Here is a 24,805-nt window from a genome sequence, read left to right as displayed (position 1 = left end):
GGACTCTAGGTGAGCCGCGCGGGCCCCACGGGCGGCGGGATGGACCATTCTTCCCGCTCCGAGGGGAGCGGATCCACGTCCTCGTGCGCGCTCCCGAAGAACGTCAGCAGCTCGCTCTTGCGCGCCTCCGCGTCGGCGCGGCCGAGGGCGATGAGCTTCTGCGTGAAGGGGCCATCGAAGAGCAGGTAGCTGGCCAGATCCGCCTCGGTGTCCTCTCCGACATCCATGAGCGACAGGAGCTGGCGCGTCACCATCGGCCCATGGCGGAGCTTGCTGGATCGGATGTGGGCTGCGGCCAGCCGGCCCAGATCGATCGAAGGGCGGATCACCAGGCTCTGCACGCGGCGGTAGGGCATCATCCCTCGCTGGACCGCCGCCGCGTTGATCGTGGGCAGGAACGACGGGCCGAACGCCTTCTCGCCGTCGTCGATCATGTGGTTCACCCGGGAGAGAACCTCGAAGTCGGACTGGATGTGATCGAGGAGGAAGGCGTTCAGCACCTTGCCCAGGACCAGGGACGCCCTGGGGACGCGCTTTCGCTCCAGGGAGTGGATGTCGCGGATCTCTCTGGAGAGGCCGATGGCGAGCACGTGGGTCGCGCCGAACCGCAAGGCCGGGGCGATGGGGGTGTTCTGCCGGATCCCGCCATCCATGAACAGCTCGTTGCCGATGCGCACGGGCGGGAAGAGCAGGGGGATGGAGGCCGAGGCGAGCGCGTGAAGCGGCCCGATGTGCGCGCCGCGGATCACGGTGCGCGGCGGGGCCTGTGACGGGAGGGCGCCGTCGGGACCCGTCTGCATGAAGATCACGGTACGCCCCGTGGAGACCTCGGTGGCGGAGACGCTGAGGGCCGACAGGTGCCCGTGGCGCAGGGTGCGGGCGATGGCGCGCCAGGGGATCTCTTTCTCGATGAGCCGCGCCATGGGCGCGACGTCGAACATGCCGGCGCCGCCCTCGCCGCCGCCGAAGAACAGCCTGGGCAAGGAGAGCGCCTGACGGACCCCGAAGCCGAGGACGGCCTCCAGGTGGAGGTCGTTCCACAGGTCGACCAACCGCCGGATTCCCAGGGTCGGATCGCTCAGGTGGGCTGCGAGGAAGCAGGCGTTGATGGCCCCGACCGAGGTGCCGCACAGCACGTCGATGCGCGGGGGACGGCCCCGCACGCGGACGAACGCGTCGAGCAGGTAGGACAGGACGCCCACCTCGTAAGCCCCGCGCGCGCCCCCACCGGACAGGATGACCGCCAGCTTGCGTCGGGACGGCGCCCCTGCCTGCGAAGCGCTCACTCCGCGGCTCCTCGGCCCGTGACCCCACGCCGCGGATCGCCTCCGCCCGACGACAGCGCGCGCTCCGGGGCGCTGCTCGACACCGCGGCGCTCGCCCCCGGGATCCACTCGCCACCGGGCGCCCCCGAGGATCGTCCACGCGCGGGCGCGACCACGTGGCTCTCCTCGGCGCTCTCCCGATCGGCGTCCAGGATCCTGCGCACCACCGGGCGCGCGGTGAACAGCTCTCGGTGGCGCTGATCGCGCACGTAGCTCGCTACCTTGCGGATGTGCAGCGCGGCGCGGTGGTACGCGTCGGGGGCGCTGGCCGGCGCTCCCCGCGCGAGCACGCTGCAGGCGAGATCGCGGATCTCGATGCCGTACTCGGAGCTGCCTGCCTCGACGGCGCCGAGCGCGGTCCGGGCGAGGAGCACGGCGGCGTGGAGATCGTTCGTGTCGGCGCGTGTGGCCGCCTCGATGGCGGTCGCGTAGGCGTGGTAGCTCATGAACCCCTGCGCCTCCGCGAGCGCCCTGGCCTCGGCGGAGGTGGCGAGCGCGGCGCGCAGATCCCCCCGCGCCCGCGCGAGCAAGGACCGCAGGATGCGCTGGTGCACCATGTCGTAGACGTTGCCGGTCACGGCGATGAGTGCCCCCGCGTCGGCGACGAGCGTGTGGGCCGCGTCCAGATCCCCGCCCTCGAGCAGCACCCACGCCGAGCAGAGCAGCGTGTCCGCCCTGGCGTCCTGATCGTCGTAGCGCTCGTGGGCCTCACGGGCCCGCTTGAGGTAGCCGAGCGCCCGGTTCATGTCACCGAGCCGCAGGTAGGACTGCCCGATGTTGCTCAGCGTCTTCGCGATCTGGAAGCGGCCGCCGATGGCGAGATCGATGGAGATCGACGACAGCCCGACGGCGATCGAGTCCTCGAACCGCTCCAGCACCAGCATCGCCACGGCCAGCGCGTTCTTCGCCCGCGCCTCGCTCCTGCGCGCGCCGACGGCGCGGAAGACGGCGATCGCCTCGGCGTAGGCCTCGACCGCCTCGTGGACACGCCCGACGCGGCGGAGCAGCACCCCCTTCGCGCGCAGCACCTCGGCGCGCGCCCTCGGGGTCAGCTCACCGCTGTGGGCGACCCGGATGGCGCGATCGCTCGCGCTCAAGGCCCCGGGGATGTCCCCCAGCTCTCGCAGGATCTCCGACAGGCTCGTGAGCGCCTCGACCTCGAGCGCCGGACGCCGCGCGAGGCGCGCGATCTCGGCGGCGCGCTGGGCGACCGGCGCGCCCCGCGAGAGGTGGCCATCGTCGAGATCGAGCCGGGCGGTGCGCACCATCGCCAGCGCGACCCACCGCGCCTGCCCGCTCTCCCGCGCGAGCTTCCGCAACGCGGTCAGGTGCGTCTTGCGCTCGCGCCGCTTGCCGAGGTGCCGGAAGATGGCCTCCAGCGCCTCGTGCGCCACCATCCGGCGGCTGTCGCCGGTGGGCAGGAGCTTCAGCGCGCGCTGGTAGTAACGCAGGGCGAGCTGCGCCTGGTGCCCCATCCTCGCCCCCGACGCTGCCTCCAGGTAGAGCTGCGCCGCGGGCCCGGGAGACTCCCCGCGGGCGAGGTGCTGCGCCACGATCGCCGCCGAGATCCCCTGCGCGAGCGGCGTCGTCGACAGGTGCTCGCCCAGGCGCCGGTGCATCCGCGCGCGCGTCGAGCCATCGAGCGACAGGTACGCCACGTCCCGCGTCAGCGGGTGCCGGAAGTCCACCGTCCCCGCCCGCCGATCGCACAGCCCCCGCGCGCAGAGGCGGACGATGGCCTCGTCGTTGGCCAGCCGCATCAGGTTCAGCAGATCCTCGGCGAGCAGCGGCCCTCCGGCGACCGCCAGCCAGCGGACCACCTCCTGCTCTTCCGGGGGCAGCTCCCGCAGCCTGTCGCCGATGAGCTGCTCCAGCGTCGACGGCAGCTTCTCTGCCCGATCGCCTGCCCGCTCGTGGCGCCGTAGCTCCTGGACGCCACTCTCACGCTCCACGATCTCGAGCGTCCCGCGTTCGAGCAGGGCGTCGACCATCTCCAGCAGAAAGAACGGATTCCCCGACGCCCGGGGCAAGAGCTCCCCGCACACCGCGGCCACCCCCTCGCGCACCCCGAGCCGGGCCTCCACGAGGCGCGTCTGCTCCTCGGGAGACAGCCCTCGCAGCTCGATCCGGACGAGCCCCTCGAGAAAAGGGTTCACCCGATCCTCGGGCCGCGTGAGCAGCAGCGCGAGGATCGGCAGCGCGTCCGTACGGCGCACCAGCTCCTGGATCAGATCCAGACTCTGACGATCGCTCCACTGGAGCCCGTCGATCACGATCACCAGCGGCTGGTGTCGCGCCAGCGCGCCGAGCAGGTAGCGCACCCCCCGGAGCAGCAGATCCCGGCCGTAGCTCGGCGCATCCTCGTCCGGCTGATCCCCCTGCTTGCCAGTGACCAGCTCGGAAAGCCGCGAGACGATCCGCGTACCGGCCGGCGTCCTCGCCGCCGGCCCGAGGAGACCCCGCAGCACGCTGGAGGCGTCCTCGAGCGTGTGCTCGAGCCCCATCCCCGTGATGTCCCGCAGCACGTCGGAGAGCGTGGCCAGCGGCAGCTCCTGCTTCACCGGCGAGCACTCCACGTGCAGGATCCGCGCGTCGCTCGGCAGCTCCGCGAGGAACGCTGCCGTGAGCGCGGTCTTGCCGATCCCCATCTCGCCGACGAGCGCCCTCGCCACGAACTCGCCGCGCAGCGCCGAGCCTGGAGGCGGCGGGAGCGAGCGACGATCCTCGGTGTCGTGGATGGACGCGAGCTCGGTCGGCGCCATGATGGGGGGGGACACCGCGCGGTGGTAAGCCGCGTGCAGATCGGCCCGCTCCGCATCGCGCCCCACGAGATCGGTCGGCGCGAGCGCGATCTCCGCGATGCGCTCCTCCCGGGTGAGCGGACGCTCCAGCCCGTACAGGCGCATCTGCTGCGGCACGGGGTAGTCGCGCGCGTTCTCCAGGTCGAGCGCTGGCGCGTCACTCCAGCGGAAGTCGCGGCGCACCAGCCGGTACACGCCGCCCGCCACCCACGTGCGACCGAAGGGCGTCCGCTCACCGAGCCGCTCCGCGAGGAAGTTCGCCGGCTCCTGCAGCGCGTGGTGGATGAGGCGCCCCTCCTTGTCGCGCTCACCTGCGGCGATCCCGCGCACGATCCCCATCGCCGCGCGCAGCTCCGCGGGCAGATCGTCCGACGCACCCGCGAGCGCCTCGTGGACATCGATCGCCAGCGACGCCGCGTCGAACGCCGCGCGCGACGGGTTGTCCATCAGCCCCACCACCGCCCGCGCCGTGGCCGCGCTCTGCCACGACCACACCGCCCCGCGCCGGAACCCGATGTCGTCGAGCAGCGCCCGGATCGACTGCTCCGTGCGCTGCGCCGCGGCTGGCCCCAGGGCCGACTCCAGCGCCTGGAGGCCGTCCAGACGGAGCGTCACCACGGCCACGTGCCGCACCTCGCGCACCGCGCGCTGCGCCCCCGTGCCCTCGGTCCCCGCGGTCCCGGCGGTGCGAGCTGCCGGCACGGCCGCCATCGTGCGTGGCTGGTCCGGTGGCCCCTCCGCGTGCGTGAGCGCCCCGCGCATCACCGCGCCTTCCGGTAGATCACGGCCGAGGAGGTGGGCCACCGTCTGCTCCACCGCCGCGCTGTCCACCAGCTCCTGCTTCGCGAGCAGCACCCGCGCGATCGCACCCGCCAGATCGCGCGCCGTCTGGTACCGACCCTCCCGGTCGTGTGCCATGGCCTTCTGGACGATGGCCGCCAGCTCCGGGGGCGCGTCGGGCGCGTGCAGCTGGGGAGGATCGAAGGTCCCTTCCTTGACGGCTTCCAGGAGCGCCTCGTCGTCGATCTTGCCGTAGGGCGAGCGCAGGGTCAGCAGCTCGTAGAGCACCACGCCCAGCGCGTAGATGTCGCTGCGGCGATCGACCTTGTCTCCGCGCGCCTGCTCGGGGGACATGTAGCCGAACTTCCCCTTGAGCACGCCGGGCTCCTCGCGGAACAGGTTCGCGCTGGCGATCCCGAAGTCCGCGATCTTCACCACGCCCTCGAACGAGATCAGGATGTTCTGGGGAGACACGTCCCGATGCACGATCGCGAGCGGGACACCTCCCTCGTCCTTCCGTTCGTGCGCGTAGTGCAGGCCCTTGGCGGCCTCGGCGACGAGAAAGGCCGCCACATAGGGCGGAACCTTCGTCCCCTTCTGCTTGGCCGAGGACATCAGCTTGCCGAGATCGAACCCCTCCACGTACTCCATCAGGAGGAGCAGGCCGTCGTCGCCGTGGTCCGAAAACTCGTAGACCTGGACGATGTTCGGGTGGTTCAGGCGTGTGGCGAGGTGGGCTTCTTCCACGAACATCGCCCGAAAACGCCTGGAGGCGCCGTGCGCTGGCAGGATGCGCTTGGCGACGAGCAGCTTGTACGTCCCCTCGGCGCCGCGCTTCTTGGAGAGGAAGACCTCGGCCATGCCGCCGGCGCCGATGCGCCGGATGATCTCGAGGTCTGCGAGCTGCGAAGGGTGTTTTGCCATCAGGGCGGTTCTACGCGGGCAGCCCGGGCCGTGACTGGCGCCACACCAGGTCGGACGGACGATCCCGCGCATGGTAGCGCCCTGCCATCATGTTCTGCGAGATGAGGATGCCAGAAGACGGCGTTTTTGTGTCGTCCCTTGAGGGCTCGCTCGGCTGTTCCTCCCACCTTCTGCGGTGAGCGCCACACCCTGGGCGGCAGGTCGTCGACGGCCTGGCCGCGCGCGTCGCCACAGCCTGCTTGCCGTATCGTCACGTCCGCGGAGGTGTCGTCACGTCCGTGGAAGGTGTGTCGTCACCGCATGCCGGGCGTGCACCGGTTGCGCACGCCTGGCTTCTCACGATTCCAGGATCTTCCCGCCGTGGATGATTGAATCTCCAGAACTCCGGCCATTCCCTTCTTGGTGTGAATGTTATGCCACCTGAGCCGTAAAAAATGTGCCCTGCGGAGCTACCTGAATGGTTCCTGCGCGCTACCCTGACGCCTGCGCCGGTTGTGACCGGAGCAGAGAGCGGGGTGGAGCAGAGCATGAACAGCTGGCTGTCGAGATTCGGTAAGCGCGTGACGGGACGGACGGGGATGCGCGTCCTGATTGGATCCCTCGCCCTTCTTCTCGTCGCCATGATGACCCTGCTCGTGCAGGGCAATGGTGAGAAGACCGTGACCTACACCGAGCTGCTCCAGATCGCGGCCGGCTCGGGGGCGTCACGGGTCGACATCCACGGTGATCGATTCCTCATCGAGCAGGCTGACGGACAGCGGGCCGTGGGCCTCGTCGCGGACGAGTCCTTGCGCAAGGAACTCGCCAGCCGCTTCGCCGAAGCGGGCGTCGCCGTGGAGTTCGCGCCGGCCGTGAGCTCGGGCGAGCGCGCCGCGGGCATGCTCGGGCCGTTCGCGGTGCTCGCCATGGTGGGCGCCGGCCTCTTCGTGGTGCAGCGAAAGCGGCAGAAGGGGCACTTCACGGAGCTGAGCCAGGGCCTCCAGCGCATGGCGGTGCGCTTCGATGACGTCGCTGGCATGGATGAAGTGAAAGAGTCGCTCAACGAGACCGTCGAGTTCCTCAAGGACCCGGAGAAGTTCGCGCGGCTCGGCGGACGTGCTCCCCGGGGCGTGCTCATGACGGGCGACCCGGGGACGGGCAAGACGCTCCTCGCCCGCGCCGTGGCCACCGAGGCGGGCGTCCCGTTCCTCTCCGCCTCCGGTTCGAGCTTCCAGGAGATGTTCGTCGGCGTGGGCGCTTCGCGCGTCAGGGCTCTCTTCGCCGAGGCGCGCAAGGTCGCTCCCTGCATCGTGTTCATCGACGAGATCGACGCCGTGGGGCGTGCGCGCGGTCGCAACGGCGACTCGGCCGCCGCCGATCACGACCAGACGCTGAACCAGCTCCTCGTCGAGATGGACGGCTTCGATCACACGGTGGGCATCGTGGTGATCGCCTCGACCAACCGGGTCGACGTGCTCGACCCCGCCCTCCTGCGCCCTGGCCGCTTCGATCGCCAGGTGGTGGTGCCCCTCCCGGACGTGCGTGGACGCGAGGAGATCCTCCACGTGCACTCGCGCCCCATCGCCCTCGGGCAGGAGGTCGACCTCGCCCGGATCGCGCGCTGCACGCCGGGGTTCTCGGGCGCGGAGCTGGCCAACCTGCTCAACGAGGCGGCCATCATGGCCACCCGCGAGGGCGCCGAGTCGGTGCGGCATGAGCACATCGATCGCGCCCGCGACCGGGTGCTGATGGGCCTCGAACGCAAGAACGTGCTCGTCGACGAGGAGGAGCGCTACGCCACCGCGGTCCACGAGGCTGGCCACGTCACCGTCGCCCTGCTGGCTCCCGGCACCGACCCGATCCACAAGGTCTCCATCCTGCCGCGTGGCCGCGCCTTGGGCGTGACGCAAGCGCTGCCCGAGAAGGACCGGCTCATGGTCCGGAAGGAGTTCCTGGAGGACCAGATCTGCCTGCTCATGGGCGGCCGCGCCGCGGAGATCGTCGTCCTCGGCACCATGACCGCCGGCGCCTCCGACGACATCCAGCGGGCGGCGTCGCTCGCGCGGCGCATGGTCGCGGAGTTCGGGATGAGCGACCTCGGGCCCATCGGCCTCGGTGGAGATACCCACGGCCGGAGCCAGGCGCTCCTCGATCGCGTGGAAGAGACGGCGCGCACCATCGTGGAAGCCCAGCTCGCCCGCGCCGTGCAGATGGTCGAGGTGCGGCGCGCCGAGATCGATGCCCTGGTCAAGGGGCTGCTGGAGCAAGAGACGCTGGACGCCGACGAGATCTACGCCTGCTTCCCGGCGGACCGGCGCTCGCCCGCGCCCGCGCCCGCGTCCGCGCCGGCCGTGTCCCGCGCTGCCTGATCGCCTGAGCGCTCACCCGACCGCCTCCGCCCGTCGCCGTCGTCATCCCTTCGGGGGCGCGACACCACGGGAGGGGGCGGTTCTCCTTTCCGCCCACTCGCCGTTCACCGAGGACATCCGACGCGCCTCGATAGTGTAAGAAAGTTCACTTTCTGGACGTCGGCGGGTGCGTTGCACTGAGGAAACACGCGCCCCGAAATTTCGGCGGGTGCGTTGCACTGAGGAAACACACGCCCCCGAAATTTCGGCGGGTGCGTTGCACTGAGGGAATGCACGCCCCGAAATTTCGGCGGGTGCGTTGCACTGAGGGAATGCACGCCCCGAAGGTTCGGCAGGCGCGTTGCACTGAGGGAATGCACGCCCCGAAGTTTCGGCGGGTGCGTTGCACCGAGGGAATGCACGCCCCGAGGTTTCGGCGGGTGCGTTGCGCTGGGGAACGCGCGCCCCGACGTTTCGGGAGGAGCGTTGCTCCGAGGGAGTACACCTCCCGCAGCCGGGAGGCGCGTTGCTCCGAGGGAATACACCTCCCGAAGCCGGGAGGCGCAGGGGTCAAAACCCGATCATCGCGAGCTGAAAGCGCACCTCTCCCCCGATGCGGAACTGGTTCATGTTGGAGGCGGGTCGCTCCGGGTTGTCTCCCACGCCGCCCCGCATCTGCAAGCGCGCTTCGGCGCCGATCTGGAGGTTTCCGTCGGCGAGGTGCACGCCCAGGCCGGTGTGCCCGCCCAGGAAGGCGTCCGGCATCCTCTCCTGCACGTTCGCCGGGAACCACGCGTCGAGGCCCGCCAAAGCGAAGAGGTGCGAGGCGACGATCTCGTTTTTCCCGTGCACCAGCGAGACGAACGCGCCTGGATGCAAGCCGAGTGTGTTGAACTGGAGGCGCTCGTGCTTCATGAGCAGGACCGTGGGGTCGAGGGCGAAGCCCCACCGCTTGTTGACACGGATCCGGTAGGACGGGCAGTAGCCGATGTGGAACGGTTTTCCGGAGCCGCTCCACACGCCCGCGCAGAAGGCGAGGATGCCCAGCTCGACCCGCGGATACCTCACGGAAGGGGGCCCGGACCAGCCGCTCACCGGGGACGGGACGCCGTGGTAGGGATCGGGCCTCCCACGCGCCTCGATCGCGAGGCGCGCCTTGAGATCGGCGCGGATGCGCACCTCGGCCTCGAGGCGTATCCGTGCCTCCCACTCGAAGTGGGCTTCCCACTCGGCCCTCAGCGCCGCTTCGGCGCGCGCACGCGCCTCGGCTTCGGCGCGCGCGCGGGCTTCGGCAGCAGCGCGCGCCTGCGCCTCCAGATCGATCTGCGGCGTCGGCACGTGGACCGGCGGCGGCCTGATCACGACCCCGCCTTCGAAGCAGAACGGAGGGATGCAGGGCTGCTTTTGCGCCGAGGCCGCGGCCGTCGCGCTGCAGAGGGCGAGGAGGGTGGCGAGACCCGAGAGATGTGCGCGTCTTATCATCGTCAGAACCCCATGCTCGGGCCGAACACCATCTCGATGGCGCCATGCGGCGTCGGCAGGTTCACCAGCTCCCCACCGACGTCCCCCCGCAGGTGCAGGCGAGCCTCGAGGAACCCGCCCACGAACCCGCCTCGGCCGATCCGCACGGCGTGGAACTGGAACCCACCGCCGAGGTGTGCGCCGAGAAAGACATCGGGCACGTCGGGCATGTCCCGGATCGGGATCGTCACCTCGAAGCCCGAGCGCAGGTAGCCATCGAGCCCTGGATTTCGCCACATCAGCAGCACCGAAGGCTGGATGGCCGTCACCCGGATCGTGTCGTCTCGGAAATCGAAGACGCCGTAGGAGGTGGACAGCTCGAACGCCAGTGGCTCACGGAGGCGCAGCCGCGCTCCCGCCGTCACGCCGATCTGGAACAGCGACGGCTTCAGCGTCCCGATGAGCTGGCGTGCGCCGACGAAGACCTCCACCATGGGCAGCTTGATCGGCGGGGGGAGCGGCGGTGGCACCACCCCCCGCGCGATCCAGGCGCGGCGGCGCTCCTCGTGGACCTCGCTCTCTGCCTCCTGCCGTGCCTCCGCCTCCAGCTTGACGCGGGCCTCGGCTTCGTACCGGGCGCGGGTCGCTTGCTCGAGCTGGGGCGTGTGAGGTGGAGGTCGCTGGGGGGCTGCCACCGTCTGCGGACAGAAGCCAGGAATGCACGGGAGCTGCGCGGACGCCGCGCCCGTCACCGACAGGAGCGCGAGGGCCACGAGCGCGGCGAGCGTTCGTGGGAGCGATGGGGGAGTGAAGAAGAACAAGCTGACCCTTCGTGAGCGAGGTGGGTTCATTCTGATAGACGGTCTTCGGGTGCTGCACATGGAGCGAGCACGACGCGCACTCGTGCGGAGCACGGTCCCGTCGCGGCATGCTCTCTCGGCAGGTCGCGTCAGCCCAGCAGATCGACCGCAAACGGCGAGCGGATCGGCGTCGCTATCCCGACGCGCGCGAGGTGCGCGAGGAGCCCGAGCACCCCGACCTCGTCCCAGGCATCGCCCATGACCTGGAGCCCGATGGGGATCCCCTCGCGGTCCACCCCCACGGGCGCCGTCCCCGCGGGGAGCCCCGTCAGGTTGGCGAGGAACGCGAACCGACAGAGCGCATCGATCGCCCCTGGATCGCCGAAGCTCTCCCGCGCGTCCGCGTCCGTGTACCGTGGCGCCCCACCTCCCGCCGTGGGCAACACCAGCAGATCCACGTCGCGGAGCGTTGCCGCCACCTGCTCCCGGAGCCGCGCCCGGAGCTTCTGACCGTCGAGGTGCTCCAGCGCGCTCAGCCCCGCGGCGACTGCCAGCGAGAGCCGCAGATCGTCGGTGAGCACGTGGCGCCGCACCAGCCAGTCCTCTCGCCGCTCGGCCAGCACCTCCGGCACCACGGTCACGTAGCCGATCGCTGCCGCCGAGCGCGAGAGCGGGACGCTGACGTCCACGAGTTCCGCGCCCTCACGCTCCAGCGCGCGGAGCGCCTCCCAGCAGGCCGAGGTCACGTCGTCGTTCGCGTCGCGCCACTCCGACTCGAGCACCCCGATCCGCAGCCCTCGCGCCCCTCGCCCGAACCCGGCCGCGAAGCCTCGCGCTGGCGGTGGTGGTGCCCAGGCCGTCGTCACGTCGGTGGGATCCGGCGCCGACGCCACCACATCGAGCAGCGTCGCCAGATCCGTGACGCTCGCCGCGATCGGGCCCACGTGCGTCACCGACCCGCCGATCAGACCCCCCGAGCGGCTGACACGCCCGTAGGTCGGCTTCAGCCCGAAGACCCCGCACAGCGAAGCTGGCAGGCGGATCGATCCCCCCGCGTCGGTCCCCACCGCGAGCGGCGCCACGCCGAGCGCCACGCCGACCGCGGAGCCCGTGGACGAGCCTCCCGCGGCGCGCTCCCCGTGGTGAGGGTTCCGCGGCATGACCGAGTTCACGTTCGCTCCGATCGGCGACATCCCCCACTCGGTCATCACGGTCTTCCCCAGCAGGATCGCGCCTGCCTCTCGCAGCCGGGCCACCACCGTGGCGTCGTGCGCCTGGGGCCCTTCCGGCGTGCAGCGCGACCCTTGCCGCGTGGGCAACCCTGCCATGTTCAGCTCGTCCTTGATGAGCACGGGCACCCCATCGAGCGGTCCGCGCGCAGCGCCTCGGGCGTGGCGCTCCGCAGCGGCCGCTGCCTGCGCTCGCACCTCCACCGGATCGCTCGCCGCGAGCACGTTCATCGACGGTCGCCGTGCGCGCATCGCGTCGAGGGCGGAGAGGGCGCGCTCCGTCACCTCCGGGACCGAGACGCGACCTTCACGCAGCGCCGCCTGGATCTCGGCCGAGGAGCGGAACCCCTGGGGGGCCGGCAGCGGCACCATCTCTTCCGGCAGCGCGCGAGCCGGTCTCGCCTGGAGCGGCCGATGATCGCTGGGCAGGATCTCGGCGCGCGCTTCGTGCGGGAGCTGGGCGAGCGCGGAGATGCCGAGGCCTTGCTTGAGCACCTCCCGGACGGCGAGCGCGGTGGCAGGGGACTCGGCGGCGATCCGTGCGGCGGTGAGAGCACGACCGGAAATACGGGGGATCGAACCTGGCATGGGACGGGGAGGGTAGCGCGATCGTCCCCTGGAACGTCAGGGCATCACGCCCTCCTCGCGGGCCCTCTGGAACGTCGAGACATCAAGCCGTCCTTGCGCATCGCCGGGCCCACGCATCGTCCGGTTCGTGCGCGCCGCGAACGCGTCGCAACGGCGCCTTGCACCCGCCATGCACCCCGCTGCCAGAGAAGACCTCGTGGGAAGCGTCGATGTCCATCTCGTGGCGCTCGTACCGGCTGCCCCGAGGACGGGGAGCCGGAGGTCTCCACACCGTGGATCACCACGCTACCGGGAGAAATTCGGCGGAGCTACACCTCGACCCGACGACCTGAGCGGGAGCGCGTGCGCTCGACCGTGGGGTTGCCCACGCCCTTGCTGCGTCGCGGCGCGCACGCCGTTGCGATCCGAGGGCGAGCCGCGCTACACGGCCGCCCAGCTCCGAGCCCATGAACATCCCTACCGTCGATCTCAACGATCTCTCCTCCAGCGACCCCTCCCGCGTGGCGCAGGGGGCCGAGGCGCTCCGCCAGGCGTTCGGCACCTTCGGCCTCGTGTACGTGCAGAACCACGGGGTCGATGCGCAGGCACTCAGCCGCTTCTACGACGCGTTCGGCGACTTCGTCGCGCGGCCCGTCGAGCAAAAGCGCCCCTATGGACGCGCCGACCTCTGGTACCAGCGCGGCTGGACGCCGCCGAACACCGAGGTCGCCGTCGCGGGCAACGGTCAGCCCGACTTCAAGGAGTGCTACTTCGCCGCGCCCTTGCCGACCGACGACCTGTCTCCCCTCGAGTTTCCCCAGCTCTACCCGGAGAACCTCTGGCCGGAAGACGCGCCGCCGTACTTCAAGGAAGGTCTGCTGACGATGGGCCGCGCGCTCCACGACGCGGGCCTCGCGCTCCTGTCTGCTGCGGCCATCGCCCTCGGCCTCGACAAGGCGGCGTTCACGTCGCTGTGCGAGCGCGCGCCCCATGTCACCCGCGCGCTCCAGTACCTCCCCCTCGACGCCTCGCAGGTGAACACGGGGATCCTGTGGGGTGAGGAGCACACGGACTTCAACCTGCTCACGCTCCTGCCGGGAGGGCGCTTCCTCGATCCCGAGGGGCGCCCCGCGTCCCAGCCGGACAGCAAGAGCGGCCTCTATCTCCGCACCCGCGCCACTCCCGACGAGCCCAATGGCCGCCTGGTGCGTGGGTCTGCGCCTCCGGGCTGCATCGTCGCGCAGGTCGGACAGCAGCTGGAGATCCTCACGGGCGGCACCTTCCTCGCGACGCCGCACGTGATCACGGCGCCGGGGGTCCCCGGGTGGCAGCGCCAGTCGGCCGCGCACTTCATGCACGTCCACACCAGCTCCGTCCTCTTCCCGCTCCCGAAGCTCCGTACGCCGGCGGCCATCCAGAGCTACGCCCCCCCGGTCCTCGCGGGCACCTACGACATCAAGACCCTGGTCGACATCGGCCTGGCCCCATCGAGCGCCCTCGATCAGCTCGGCTACCGCCACTACGACCGGCTGAACCGCATGCGCACCGACGACGCGAGCGTCGCGACGAGCTAGCTCACCCCGAGCGACTTCAGCACCGCGTCGATCTTGGCCTGGTGCTCCGACGCCCACGCATCCAGGGTCAGCGCCGCCTCACTGGCGGCCCTCGCCTCGGCCTTTCGCAGCACCTCCTCCGCCTCCGCGCGCCGCACCACGACCACGCCTTCCTCGTCGGCGACCACGATGTCGCCGGGCTCGACGCGTACACTGCCGCAGTCGATCGGTGCGTCCAGCGTCCCGAGCTTCCGCCGTGGGGCCGGGATGGGGAGCACGCCGCGCGCGAACACGGGGAACCGGTTCTCCCGGATCTCGGCCAGATCGCGGACCACACCATCCACCACGAGCCCCGCGATCCCTCGCTCTTGCGCGTAGGCGCAGACGTTCCCGCCCGCCATCGCCCAGTTGCAGTCCCCGGCCTGGACCACGAGCACGCTCCCGGGCGGCGCGCGGTGCAGCGCCACGTGGAGCATGAGGTTGTCTCCCGCGGGGCAACCGACGGGATAGGCGACGCCCACCAGGCGCGGCATGGGCTGCCAGAGCGGGCGGATGCCATGATCCATGACCCGATCCCGCGACAGCACGTCGGCGAACGTCGTCGGGCTCAGCTTGGCGAAGACACTCACGTCCATGGGGGCTCCCTCCTCCGCTGGAGAGCGTGACCGATCCCCCGGGCGCGGCGCCAGGAACACCTGGCCGTCTTCGTCCACAGCAGCGTCGCGCCGGGTCGGGTGGGCTGCTCCTCTCTGGGTTGTTCGCCGGCGGTCCGCGTCGCCCGACTCAGCGGGTGGACCAGCCGTCGAGGAAAATGCGGGGGTGCGCCGCGAGGAATCGTGTGATCCCCGCGGGGAGCTGCGACCACGCCGCGAAGCGTTCGGGGAGCCCCTCGGACGCGAGTTCCATCGACTCCGACGGAAAGGACCACTGGGTGTCGTGGTACGACTCCAGCGTCGGGCGCGTGAACAGCAACTGGAAGCCGAGGCGTCCGGAAGCGCCGTAGCTGGGCCTGAACTGCGTCAGCTCAGGAACGATCGAACGTGGGTCGTCGTCCCGCAGGTCATCGAGCCGCTCGTCCAGCTTGGACCGGACCTCCTGCTGGAGAGCGGGAACGCCGGTCAGCTCGGTGCGCCATCCGTTCCACACGGCGCCTTCGAGATCCCACACGCGGAATGCGACCGTTTCTCGAAGGTTCTTCCCGCACCCGAACAGGGTGACCCGCTCCTGAACGAACAGGTACGGCCCGAGACTCCCCAGCAAGCTCACCGATTGCTCGAAGGGGCCGGCGTCGTCGGAGGGGGGGATCGCCTCGCTCACCACCACCTGCGGGTGGCTCCCGTCCCGGAGCGCTGCGACCGCCCGCAACACCTTCCCGCCCTCCTCGTCGAACTTCTCGACGTTCTGATGGCAGGACAGGGTACGCGCCGGCTTCTCCTCGACCGTCCAGCCCCACTCACCACGCGCCGTCGCGATGAAGATGCCATTCTCCACGCCCAGCATCGCCCCGTCCGCCGACACGCGGTAGGTGGCGAACGGACCGCCTTCCTCGTGACCCCAGAGCAACAGCTCTGGCTCTCTGGGCTCGTCGAGCACGCCGACCTTCGGGAGCGTCTGTCGAAGGTCCACCGTCGCCGAGTCGGCCGCCGGCGTGGAGGCGGGCGTGGACGCACAGCCTGCGAGGAGCCCGAAGATCGCGAGCGCGACGAGGCCAGCGTGTGCGCTGGATCGAGCGGAGCAGAGCATGCGCTCCAAAGTAGCATTCCCCGCGCCCCGTCTGTCGTGGGGGGTGAGCGCTACCCCGACGCCGGCGGATCCCACCACCGGGACAGCCGCCCGGAGGGCAGCGCGGGGAGCTCCGAGGCCTCCGTCGCGCAGTGCGACGTGTCGTTGAACAGCGTGAGCCGGGCCCGCGTCGGTCCCTTGAAGTCGACGATGTTCAGCGCCGCTGGACCCTGGTCCAGCCGATCGCGGTAAGCCCTCGGATCGATCCCGAGCACCGCGCTGAGCAGCAGCCGGATGGTCGCCTTGTGGGAGACCACCAGCACCTGCTCCCCCGGGTGGGCCTCGACGATGGCCAGCAGCGCGGGCAGCGCGCGCGCCGTCACGCAGAGGCCGGTCTCACCACCCTCGGGCGCGAACGTGTACGGATCCTCCTCCCACCGCGCGTACTCCTCCGGGTAGCGCTGCTCCACCTCGCGCCGCGTCTGCTGCTCCCACCGCCCGTGCGAGATCTCGCGCAGTGCGTCGCGCGCCTGGACGTCGAGCCCGTGCAGAGACGCCACGGCGCGCGCCGTGTCCAGGCACCGATCGAGGGGGCTCGCATACGCTGCGCGGAGTGGCTCCGCCGCGAGCCGTGCCCCCAGCTTGCGCGCCTGGGCGCGACCTTCGTCCGACAGCGCGACGTTCGTCTCTCCCGCGAAACGATCCTCCGCCGTGAGGACCGTCGCCCCGTGACGGACCAGAAAGATCCTCGTCGTCATCGCAGCTCCTCCGTAGCTTCACCCAGTCGACGTCGTGTCGCGCGGTTGCGAGAAGGAGCGCGCGATCGGGCCGCTGCACGGCCTGCCGGTCGATTGTCATGGGGTCGCCGTTCGTGTACACATGCTCTCCCATGGGAGCGTGGGGTCACAGGAGTTTCGAGAACGATTCGGCGCTCGACTGGCTGCTGGATCTCGGGAGCGAGTCCGACCTTCGAGCCGCCCTGGAGGCCGTCGCCGAGGCCGACGCGAACGAGTACATCGATGTCGATGACGCCTCGACGGCGCTCGCGGCGGCGGAGATCGTCGCGGCCGGATATGGCAAGGGCCTCGAGCGCCTGAACAACGACGCGCGGGCCTGGCTCGCCTCCTATCCGCGCGCGCTCGCTCAGGATCTCGTCCCCTTGGCGCACCGCGCCGTCACGCGCGTCCTCACCTCGTCCGAGCTGAAGTCGCTGCGGGAACCGGGCCAGGAGCCGCAGGACAACCCCTGGCGCGCGAACCTCGGCGAGCTGCTCGCCCGCCTCGCTCCCAGCGAAGACGACGACTGACCTCCTGCGTCCCGCGTCCCGATCCGTCCGTCGCCGGAGCACCGGTGCGTCCCGGCGGACCTGCTCGATGCGCTGCGACGCGCGTAGCGATCCGGCCTGTTCAAGGTGCCGAGGGGGCGCATAGACTCGATCGCGAGCGGCCCTGCCTCGGGGCACGCCGATGGGGGGAAGAGGGGCGTCGGACACGGCTCGGGCGCACAAGGCGCCACGTCAGGGCAGCGGTCCAGCGCTGCCAGTCCCTCGATCCTTCGATCGTCTCGTCTCCGTGCAGATCGAGGTCCTGCTTCGCGGGTGCGAGCGCCCGAGCCGCAGGGCCACCGCCGACCTGCCGGGACCGCGTGGCCGAGGCAGGGCGGTGAGCGGCAAGGGCATGGTTCAGTCGAGCAGGAGGGCAGCATGGCGACTTCGGATCCCACGATCATCCTCGTTCATGGCGCGTTCTCGGACGGTTCTGCGTGGAACAAGGTCATCCCCCATCTTCACGCGAAGGGGCTGCAGGTCGTCTCGGTGCAGAACCCGCTGCTCTCGCTGGCGGAGGATGTCGCCGCCGTGAACCGCGCCATCGCGCTCGCGGAAGGGAAGGTGATCCTGGTGGGGCACTCCTATGGTGGTGCGGTGATCACCGAGGCCGGGGAGCACGACAAGGTCGCGGCGCTCGTCTTCGTGGCCGCGCTCGCGCCAGCGGCGGGTCAGTCCTGTGCCGACGTGATGCAGGGCTATCCGCTCAGCCCGTGCATCATGAAAGCCACCCAGGACACGCACGGGTTTCTCTACCTTCCGCTGAAGGGCATGGCCGAGGACTACGCGCAAGACGTCTCGGCCGAGGAGGTCAGGATCATGGCGGCGACGCAGTGCCCCATCCACGGCGGGTGCTTCGAAGCGCGCGTGACCCGGACCGCCTGGGCGGTGAAGCCCTCCTGGTACATCGTGGCCTCCGAGGACCGCGCGCTCCCGCCGGACTTGCTGCGCGCTCTTGCCCAGCGCATGAACGCCCGGACGGTGGAGCTGCCGACGAGCCATGTCCCGCAGCGCTCGAAGCCGGCGGAGGTGGCGGCGGTGATCCTCGAAGCGGCGAACGCGGTCGCGCGGTAGAGCCCGGCCAAGCCGCTCCTCGGTGGGCGGCGTCCGGCCTCTGGGGTCTGTGGTACGGCCGCGTTGCTCCGCGCGCGTCGACGGTCTAACCGGGCCCTCGTGAACCGCGTCGATCGCCTGCTGGCGCTCATCGTCTTCCTCCAGTCGCGGCGGTTCACGACCGCGGAGGAGATGGCGCGTCACTTCGGCCTGAGCGTCCGCACCATCTACCGCGATCTCGCCGCCCTGGGAGAGGCCGGCGTCCCCATCGCCGCCGAGGCCGGCGTCGGGTACACGCTCATGAAGGGCTACCACCTGCCCCCGGTGAGCTTCACCGTCGAGGAGGCGAGCGCCCTCGTGACCGGTGGCGTGCTGGTCGCGCACTTCACGGACGCCTCGCTCCGAGCCGGGATGGACGCGGCGCTCCTGAAGATCCGCGCCACCTTGTCTCGCGACCACCAGGAGCGTGTCGCCACCCTGGAGCGCAACCTCGGCGCGTACATGGGTGAGACGCCGCCGTCGCAGGCCGATCTCGGTCCTCTCCAGCAAGCCCTCGCTCACCGTCAGGTGGTGCGGCTTCACTACCGGGACGGCGGGAAATCCGAGCCTACGGGGCGGACCGTGGAGCCGCTCGGCCTCGTCTACTGCTTCGCTCGCTGGCACTTGATCGCGTGGTGCCGCACGCAGGGTGACTACCACGACTTCAGGACCGACCGGATGCGTCAGGTCACCGTGCTCGACGAGACCTTCGCCCCGCGGGAAGGTTTCCACATCGAGGCGTTCGTGCGCAGCAAGATGCCCGACACGCCCACCCGGGCGCGCGTGAAGTTCGCCCCCCTCGCGGCCGAGCGCGCCAAGCGCGAATGGTGGCTCGGCGTGGTCGGCGAGGAGCGAATCCGCACCCGGAGGTTCTCATGCGATACAGAATGCTCGGCCAGCGCACTGGCCTCAAGGTCTCGGAGCTGGCCCTCGGCGGCGGCATGTTCGGTACCGCGCACGGCTACGGCGCCGAGCCGGACGAAGCCCGCCGCATTCTGGAAGGCTACCTCGACGCAGGCGGTAACTTCATCGACACCGCCGACAACTACCAGCTCGGCCAGTCCGAGACCTTGATCGGTGAGATCGTCGGGCCTCGGCGCAACGACGTCGTCCTCGCCTCGAAGTTCAGCAGCAGCGCCGTCCGCGAGCCCTCGCTCGGCGTTCTCGGCAACAGCCGCAAGGTCATGGTGCAGTCGGTCGAGGACAGCTTGAAGCGCCTGAAGACGGACCGGATCGACCTCTACTTCGTCCACATGGACGACGGCGTGACCCCGCTCGACGAGATCGTCCGCGGTTTCGACGATCTCGTCAGCGCTGGCAAGATCGTCTACGCCGGCCTCTCCAACTTCGCCGCCTGGCGGACCGCCACCGCCGTGCGCACCGCGGACCTGCGCGGCTGGACCCCCATCGCAGCCATTCAGGTCGAGTACAGCCTGCTCCAGCGCACCACCGAGCGAGAGATCCTTCCCATGGCCGAGGCGTTCGGTCTCGGGGTGATGGGTTGGTCCCCTCTCGCCGGCGGCTTGCTCACGGGCAAGTCCCGCCGGGGCGAGACGGGCCGTGCCACCGGCTTCAAGGACACCGCCTTCAAGGACATCCTCTTCCACGAGAGCGCCCCGCAGCAGGTCCCCGTGCTCGACGCCCTCCTCGCCATCGGTGAAGAGCTCGGTGTGAGCCCGGGCCAGGTCGCGATCGCCTGGGTCCGGGCCAAGGGCGTCCTCCCTGTGCTTGGCCCGCGCACCCGTGCCCAGCTCGACGACAACCTCGCCGCCGCCACCCTCACCTTGACCTCGGAGCAGGTGCGCCGTCTGGACGAGGTGAGCGCCGTCCCGCTCGGCTACCCCCACGAGCTGCTCGCTGCTCCGCAGTCCCGCGCCATCATGACCGGCGGCCGCTGGGACCAGATCGACTTCCCTGGTCGCGCGATCGCTTGAAGGCGACGACGCCCGGACGACCCGTACCCCCTCCTTCCCCGCTACGCTGCACCCACGCGATCATGAAAACACTGACCCGCTGCGCCTGGTGCGAAGGCGACCCTCTTCTCCGCGCCTACCACGACGAAGAGTGGGGTTTCCCCGAGCGCGACGGCCGAGCCCTCTGGGAGAAACTGATGCTCGACGGCTTCCAGGCCGGCCTTGCCTGGATCACCATCCTCCGCAAACGCGACGCCTTCCGCCGCGCCTTCGAGGGCTTCGACCCGGCCGTCGTGGCCCGCTACGGCCCCGACGACGTGAACCGGTTGCTCGTCGATCCCGGGATCGTTCGCTCCCGCGCCAAGATCGAGGCCGTCATCAGCAACGCCCGGGTCTACGAGTCCATGCAGGCCGCTGGAGACGACTTCTCGGCCTTCGTCTGGCGCTTCACGGGGGGCAAGACGATCCGCAACGCCTGGACCACCATCCGCGAGGTGCCTGCAAAAACGCCCATCTCCGAAGAGATGTCCGCGGCCTTGAAGAAGCGGGGCTTCAAGTTCGCCGGCCCGGTCATCGTGTACGCCTGGATGCAGGCCGTGGGCATCGTCGACGACCACCTCGTCGATTGCTTCCGCCGCAGCCCCCCGAAGGGGAAGGCGCGGTGAGTGGGGTCCGACTTCTCGCTCCGATCGAGAACGGCTAAGCTCCCTCCGGAACGATCCCGGCGATGGAGGGGCGAACCAGCGTCGAGATCGAGGCTTCTCGTCGTCGCCCACTGCCAGGCCCATGACAGACAGCCCGCCGAAGTTCTGGATCTATGTCATCGAGTTAGGATCATCCGCGCGGCTCGACCCTGCATTCGAGCATGAGCTTCGCGATCCACGAAAACCCTGCCTCTACGTCGGTAGCACGGGAAAGACGATCGAGGAGCGGTACGCCGATCACCTCAATGGTACCTGGACGCAGGCACGCGCTGTCCGGAAGCACGGCGCAAAGAGACTTCGCCACGATCTTGCGCAGGGGAAATACGCGTTCTCTCGGGCCAAGGCTGAGGACATCGAGGCCCGTCTCGCCGAGCAGCTGCGTCGGCTCGGTTTCGGCGTCTCGCAACACTGATGTTGGATCTCGGCGAGCCGATGCTGGTCCCCCCCGGCGACCAGGACTCAGCTCAGGGGATGCCCCAGCTCACGCCGCCGTCGTTCGACGCAGTGACATACCAGCTCCGGCGTGAGGTGCCGGCCACCTCGGCCTCGAGCAGCAGCAGCACGCGCGAGCCGAAGGAGACGACCGCCCCGATGTCGATCTTTCCTCGGTCGCTGTTGCCCTCACCGATCACGCGCGGCAGCTCGTAGACGTGACCGCCATCGAGCGACTGCGCCATGTAGAGGCCCCACCGCGCGGGCGCTCGTGCGGTCATGACCGCCACGGCCCCTTGCGCCGTCGGTGCACTGACGGTGACGTACTCATGAGGTTCGACCCAGGGGCGGAACGGTCGCTGCTTGGGGACGACGCACGGCTCGCCTTCCACGTTGCACAGGGCGAGCGTGCGCGGAGGCGGTCCTTTCTTTGCGGTGGGATCTCCGGGATCGAGCGGTGTCGGGTCTTCGACCTCGACGACCATCCGCTGGCTGGCGCAGCCGATGGTCGCGTTCGGCGGGGTCTTCGAGGGCAAGGCGACGACGCCGGTCTTGCTGGGCGAGACGGCCAGCACGGCGGGTCGAGGTTGATCGATGAGCTTGAGGGACCACTCGCTCATCTCGCAGGAGGGAGGCGTCGCGAGTTGCTTCAAGAGCTGGGGCGTCGCCGCGATCTGCTCGATCTTCCGGGGCGGCTCGAGCGGCTTGTCGGGCTCCGGGAACGGCCGCATGAGGAGCGATCGCCCCTGGCTGCTCAGCAGCATGGGCGGCCTGCCGTACGGGGATGGAAGCGGTGTCTCTGCAGGGGGCAGTTTCACCGGGGCGAGGTCCTCCGAGCCGGCGATCCCACCGAACAGCACCACCCAGTTGCGGGGCGCCTGCTGGAACAGGACGCCGAGTCGCTCCGGCCCGAAGACGCCGGCAAAGAGGCTCTCGCCGAGCGGATTGCCCGTCTTGCGGGGGGGAAGGACGAGCGGGTTCAGGGCGGTCAACTGCGGCGCATCGGGGGCTGCGAAGGTGACCCGGATCGCCTCCTCCACGACACCAGCTTGCTGCGGAGGCGGCGCTCCCGCGCGCGGGTCGTTGGCCGCCTTTGCGGCAACGCGTGGGCCGAGGAGCGCTGCCGTGGTGCCATCCATGCCGACCGCCCAGGTGGACCATCCTTCCCGCGGCAGACGCAAGGTGCGCCAGGTCCGCCCTGCATTGTCGGTGGTCAAGGCGATCGTCTCGGTGACCAGCTCGCCGATGAGCACGGCGCGCTTGTCGTCGAGCACCACCACCTGCTTCCACTTCGTCGACGTGGGGGCCTGATCGGCGCTGAGCGCGCGAGCCTGGCCTATCGCCGTGGAGAGCTCGTCCGACGACGCGGTCCCGCGCGCCGGGGGCACGTTGAGCGGGGTATCGTCTTTCTCTTTCTTGCACGCTGTGGCTTGCAATGCAGACGCGAGGGCGACAATCAGCAGACCGTGCGTCCCAGGCCGTGTGTGCGTGCTCATCGTGCGTGCGTTCGGGTGAGGCGGTTCGATCGATTCGGACTTCATTCTCGCGGCGTCCATGCCCATCTGATCAGCCTTCCGCCATCCCACGATGTGTCTCTCCAGGTGCCAGGTTGCGAACGGCTCGTCCTGCGTTCGGTCCAGATCGAGAGGAGGGTGTGACGACCCGCATCTTTATCCAGTTGCGTCATCCTCGCCTCTCACTGGCGTCAAGTCCAGAATGATGTTGAGCGCTTTCTCCTGTGACGCGCAGGGTGGAGCGTTCAGGCACGGGGGCCGTCGATGCATGCGGGAGCAACGAAGGCGCGCTCGCCTTCGCAGAGGCATGTGGGCAGCCGACCCTGGCGTCGCTGCGCCATCACGGTGTTCACCTGGGGGTGATGGCCTCACGCCACCCAGCAGAGGACGCGGGCCGATGGGCAGGAGCCGGAGCGCCCTTCGCAATGGCTCACGGTGAAATCGATCGCCAGAAGTCGCAATGGTGCACTTGCTCGAAATCCTCGGGATGGGGGCCCTGGGGCGCGGGCACGAGGGTCAGCGTGGCTTCCGCAGCGGGCGCGAAGCGGGGCCAGGGAGGCGCGCCTTCGGCGTCCGGGTGGCCGGTCTCGGCGAAGGTGACCCAGTAGCGGAGCATCTGCTCGGAGAGCTTCTCCTGCGCCGGCGTGAACGAGGGATCGAACGAGGCGGGGAAGAGGAAGGGGAGGTCGGCGCCATGGGCGGGACCGCGCGGCACGCCCGGGATGGGGATGAAGGGCGGCGCGTCGGGATCGGCGAAGTCGTAGGTGTAGGTCGGGGCGTTCGCCGCGAGGAAGCGGTTGACGGCCAGGGTGTGGCAAGACGAGACGAGATCGCTCTGGATGGCGCTCCAGGCCTTGCTCGGGGATGCGTACGCGGTGAGCGGGTAGTGCGTGAGCACCTCGGTGGCGTGTCCCTTGAAGTGTTCCTCGACGAGCGCGACGTACTGTTCGGGGGTGATCGGTTTGCCCGCGAGGTCGTAGAGCAAGGCAATCGCCCAGCTCGCCTCGTCGCGGGTCTGCCCCGAGATCATCGGCACCTGGAGGTACGCGCCGCTGGAGAAGGCTTCGCGGGGCGTGCGCGGGAGCAAGGCACTCTCGAAGGCGGGGAGCAGAGGCGCCCCGTGGTTGCCCGCGGCCTGCGCTTCGAGGAACGCGGAGACGGGCAGGGCGCGCAGGCAGCTCGCGACGGTGGCGGGGTCGTCGCAGCCGAGCGCCGAGACGAGGGGCTGCCAGGCGGCTTCGAGCGCCCCAGGGGAGAGCGGTCGCTGCTGCCCGAAGGCACTCGGGGGGAGCGTGTCCTCGGGCCAGGAGACCATGGCGGAGCCGCTCTGGGCGATGGCCTGCGCGAACAGGCCGCGCGCGTCGGGGGAGAGGAGCTGGAGGGAAACGCTCGTCGCGCCCGCGGACTCGCCGAAGAGGGTGACCCGCGCCGGGTCGCCGCCGAAGGCTTCGGCGTTCCGCTGCACCCAGCGGAGGGCGGCCTGCTGGTCCTCGATGGCGAGGTTCCCCGAGGTGCCGTGCTCGCTGCCTTCGTGGAGCGCCGGGTGGCTCAGGAACGCGAGGCTGCCGAGGCGGTAGTTGAGTGTCACGACCACCACGTCGCCAGCCGTGGCGAGGTCTGTGGCGTCGTAGCCGTGGCCGAAGCCCTCCACGAAGGCGCCGCCGTGGATCCACACCATCACCGGCCGTGACGCGCCGGGGCGGGCGTCGCGTGGCATGGTCACATTGAGGTAGAGGCAGTCTTCTTCCGCGCTCCCCGGGAAACCCGTGAAGGCGTGGGGGGCTTGCGGACAGGCGCTGCCGGGGCGGGTTGCGTCACGGAGCCCAGCCCAGGGCTCGGCGGGTCGTGGTGAGCGGAAGCGGAGCTCGCCGACCGGCGGTGCGGCGTACGGAATGCCGTCGAAGACCACCACCTCGCCCTTCAGGCGCCCGCGCACCTCGCCGAGGTCGGTCGTGACGCGCAGGGGATCCTCGGTGACAGGAGGCTCCGAGCCGCAGGCCACGGCGCCGAGTGCGGCGAGGGGGAGCAGTGTCGCGAAGCGCAGTGCGCGCAGCCCGCGCGTCGGCGTGCGGAGCGGTGTGTGTGCGGGGCATGCGGTCGGTCGCCGTGAGGCGTGGGCGGTGCAAAGGCGCGTGCGCATCCTGGGGCTCCTGGGTGAGCGTGGGACTCGGGACGGGCGCATGAGCGCCTGGAGACGCGGGTGAGCATCGCGGTGACACCCTCCCCCGTGACGTGACGCAGTGCAGTCGGCGCGCCGAGCGGGGTTCGTCAGACCCAGGCGTCCCGACGTGCCTGTCATTACATCTGTCAATGGGTGGGAGCCTGGTTTTGCTGCGG

The 24,805-nt window shown here is 70.3% G+C and carries 17 protein-coding genes and 1 pseudogene; 8 read left to right on the top strand and 10 right to left on the bottom strand.

Annotation, left to right across the window (positions count from 1 at the left end):
- Positions 1–5: 5 nt before the first annotated feature.
- Both CMC5_RS28290 and CMC5_RS28285 read right to left on the bottom strand, forming a co-directional pair.
- Positions 6–1,286 carry a patatin-like phospholipase family protein gene (locus CMC5_RS28290; RefSeq protein ID WP_050436178.1) on the bottom strand — a complete coding sequence of 427 codons (1,281 nt, stop codon included), beginning with the start codon at positions 1,284–1,286 and terminating at the stop codon, positions 6–8.
- Complete coding sequence (locus CMC5_RS28285; protein WP_050433317.1) at positions 1,283–5,830, bottom strand: serine/threonine-protein kinase; 4,548 nt, start codon at positions 5,828–5,830, stop codon at positions 1,283–1,285. The genes CMC5_RS28290 and CMC5_RS28285 overlap by 4 nt, the downstream gene beginning before the upstream one ends.
- 527 nt (positions 5,831–6,357) lie before the next feature.
- Between CMC5_RS28285 and ftsH the strand changes: the two genes are divergently transcribed.
- Positions 6,358–8,178, top strand: a complete 1,821-nt coding sequence (gene ftsH, locus CMC5_RS28280; RefSeq protein WP_050433316.1) for an ATP-dependent zinc metalloprotease FtsH — start codon at positions 6,358–6,360, stop codon at positions 8,176–8,178.
- Between the two features lie 549 nt (positions 8,179–8,727).
- Here the strand turns inward: ftsH and CMC5_RS28275 are convergent.
- The 3 genes from CMC5_RS28275 to CMC5_RS28265 form a co-directional block, all read right to left on the bottom strand.
- Entirely contained in the window at positions 8,728–9,639 is a 912-nt protein-coding gene (locus CMC5_RS28275; RefSeq protein WP_050433315.1) for a hypothetical protein, read from the bottom strand.
- 2 nt (positions 9,640–9,641) lie between these two features.
- Positions 9,642–10,439: a hypothetical protein gene (locus CMC5_RS28270; protein WP_050433314.1), complete on the bottom strand. Its 798-nt coding sequence runs from the start codon at positions 10,437–10,439 to the stop codon at positions 9,642–9,644.
- Between the two features lie 128 nt (positions 10,440–10,567).
- Positions 10,568–12,235, bottom strand: a complete 1,668-nt coding sequence (locus tag CMC5_RS28265) for an amidase (protein ID WP_050433313.1) — start codon at positions 12,233–12,235, stop codon at positions 10,568–10,570.
- 446 nt (positions 12,236–12,681) lie between these two features.
- Here CMC5_RS28265 and CMC5_RS28260 point away from each other — a divergent pair, with 446 nt between their 5' ends.
- Positions 12,682–13,788, top strand: coding sequence for an isopenicillin N synthase family dioxygenase (locus CMC5_RS28260; RefSeq protein ID WP_050433312.1), 1,107 nt, complete (start codon positions 12,682–12,684; stop codon positions 13,786–13,788).
- Here CMC5_RS28260 and CMC5_RS28255 read toward each other — a convergent pair.
- The 3 genes from CMC5_RS28255 to CMC5_RS28245 all read right to left on the bottom strand — a co-directional run bounded on the left by CMC5_RS28255 (position 13,785) and on the right by CMC5_RS28245 (position 16,247).
- The gene (locus tag CMC5_RS28255; RefSeq protein WP_050436177.1) at positions 13,785–14,402 is read right to left on the bottom strand and encodes an RraA family protein; all 618 of its coding nucleotides are present in this window, start codon (positions 14,400–14,402) and stop codon (positions 13,785–13,787) included. The genes CMC5_RS28260 and CMC5_RS28255 overlap by 4 nt on opposite strands.
- Before the next feature lie 148 nt (positions 14,403–14,550).
- Positions 14,551–15,510, bottom strand: coding sequence for a hypothetical protein (locus tag CMC5_RS28250; protein WP_050433311.1), 960 nt, complete (start codon positions 15,508–15,510; stop codon positions 14,551–14,553).
- A gap of 50 nt (positions 15,511–15,560) precedes the next feature.
- Entirely contained in the window at positions 15,561–16,247 is a 687-nt protein-coding gene (locus CMC5_RS28245) for a histidine phosphatase family protein (protein ID WP_050433310.1), read from the bottom strand.
- A gap of 131 nt (positions 16,248–16,378) precedes the next feature.
- On the opposite strand from CMC5_RS28245, the gene CMC5_RS28240 reads away from it, so the two are divergent.
- The 6 genes and pseudogenes from CMC5_RS28240 to CMC5_RS28220 all read left to right on the top strand — a co-directional run bounded on the left by CMC5_RS28240 (position 16,379) and on the right by CMC5_RS28220 (position 20,934).
- Positions 16,379–16,795, top strand: a complete 417-nt coding sequence (locus CMC5_RS28240; protein WP_169796687.1) for a DUF4259 domain-containing protein — start codon at positions 16,379–16,381, stop codon at positions 16,793–16,795.
- Between the two features lie 396 nt (positions 16,796–17,191).
- Positions 17,192–17,887 (top strand): alpha/beta fold hydrolase, encoded by a 696-nt coding sequence (locus CMC5_RS28235; protein WP_050433308.1) that lies wholly within the window; start codon positions 17,192–17,194, stop codon positions 17,885–17,887.
- Between the two features lie 99 nt (positions 17,888–17,986).
- Positions 17,987–18,589, top strand: a pseudogene (locus CMC5_RS47915) (helix-turn-helix transcriptional regulator); the annotation flags it as partial.
- Positions 18,590–18,780: 191 nt separating this feature from the next.
- Positions 18,781–19,839, top strand: coding sequence for an aldo/keto reductase (locus tag CMC5_RS47910; protein WP_050433307.1), 1,059 nt, complete (start codon positions 18,781–18,783; stop codon positions 19,837–19,839).
- Between the two features lie 62 nt (positions 19,840–19,901).
- Positions 19,902–20,483 (top strand): DNA-3-methyladenine glycosylase I, encoded by a 582-nt coding sequence (locus tag CMC5_RS28225; RefSeq protein ID WP_050433306.1) that lies wholly within the window; start codon positions 19,902–19,904, stop codon positions 20,481–20,483.
- A gap of 121 nt (positions 20,484–20,604) precedes the next feature.
- Positions 20,605–20,934 carry a hypothetical protein gene (locus tag CMC5_RS28220; protein ID WP_050433305.1) on the top strand — a complete coding sequence of 110 codons (330 nt, stop codon included), beginning with the start codon at positions 20,605–20,607 and terminating at the stop codon, positions 20,932–20,934.
- Positions 20,935–20,986: 52 nt separating this feature from the next.
- Here CMC5_RS28220 and CMC5_RS28215 read toward each other — a convergent pair whose 3' ends face one another.
- Together CMC5_RS28215 and CMC5_RS28210 are read right to left on the bottom strand one after the other, a co-directional pair.
- A complete protein-coding gene (locus CMC5_RS28215) occupies positions 20,987–22,450 on the bottom strand; it encodes a hypothetical protein (protein ID WP_156338910.1) in 1,464 nt (487 codons plus the stop codon).
- A 448-nt stretch (positions 22,451–22,898) separates the two neighbouring features.
- The gene (locus tag CMC5_RS28210) at positions 22,899–24,608 is read right to left on the bottom strand and encodes a carboxylesterase/lipase family protein (RefSeq protein WP_169796685.1); all 1,710 of its coding nucleotides are present in this window, start codon (positions 24,606–24,608) and stop codon (positions 22,899–22,901) included.
- Positions 24,609–24,805: the final 197 nt, after the last annotated feature.

The organism is Chondromyces crocatus (genome assembly GCF_001189295.1).
Taxonomy (GTDB): Bacteria; Myxococcota_A; Polyangia; order Polyangiales; family Polyangiaceae; genus Chondromyces; species Chondromyces crocatus.
Note: the sequence above shows the minus strand (reverse complement) of the source record. Positions and strands in the feature narration are given on the sequence as shown.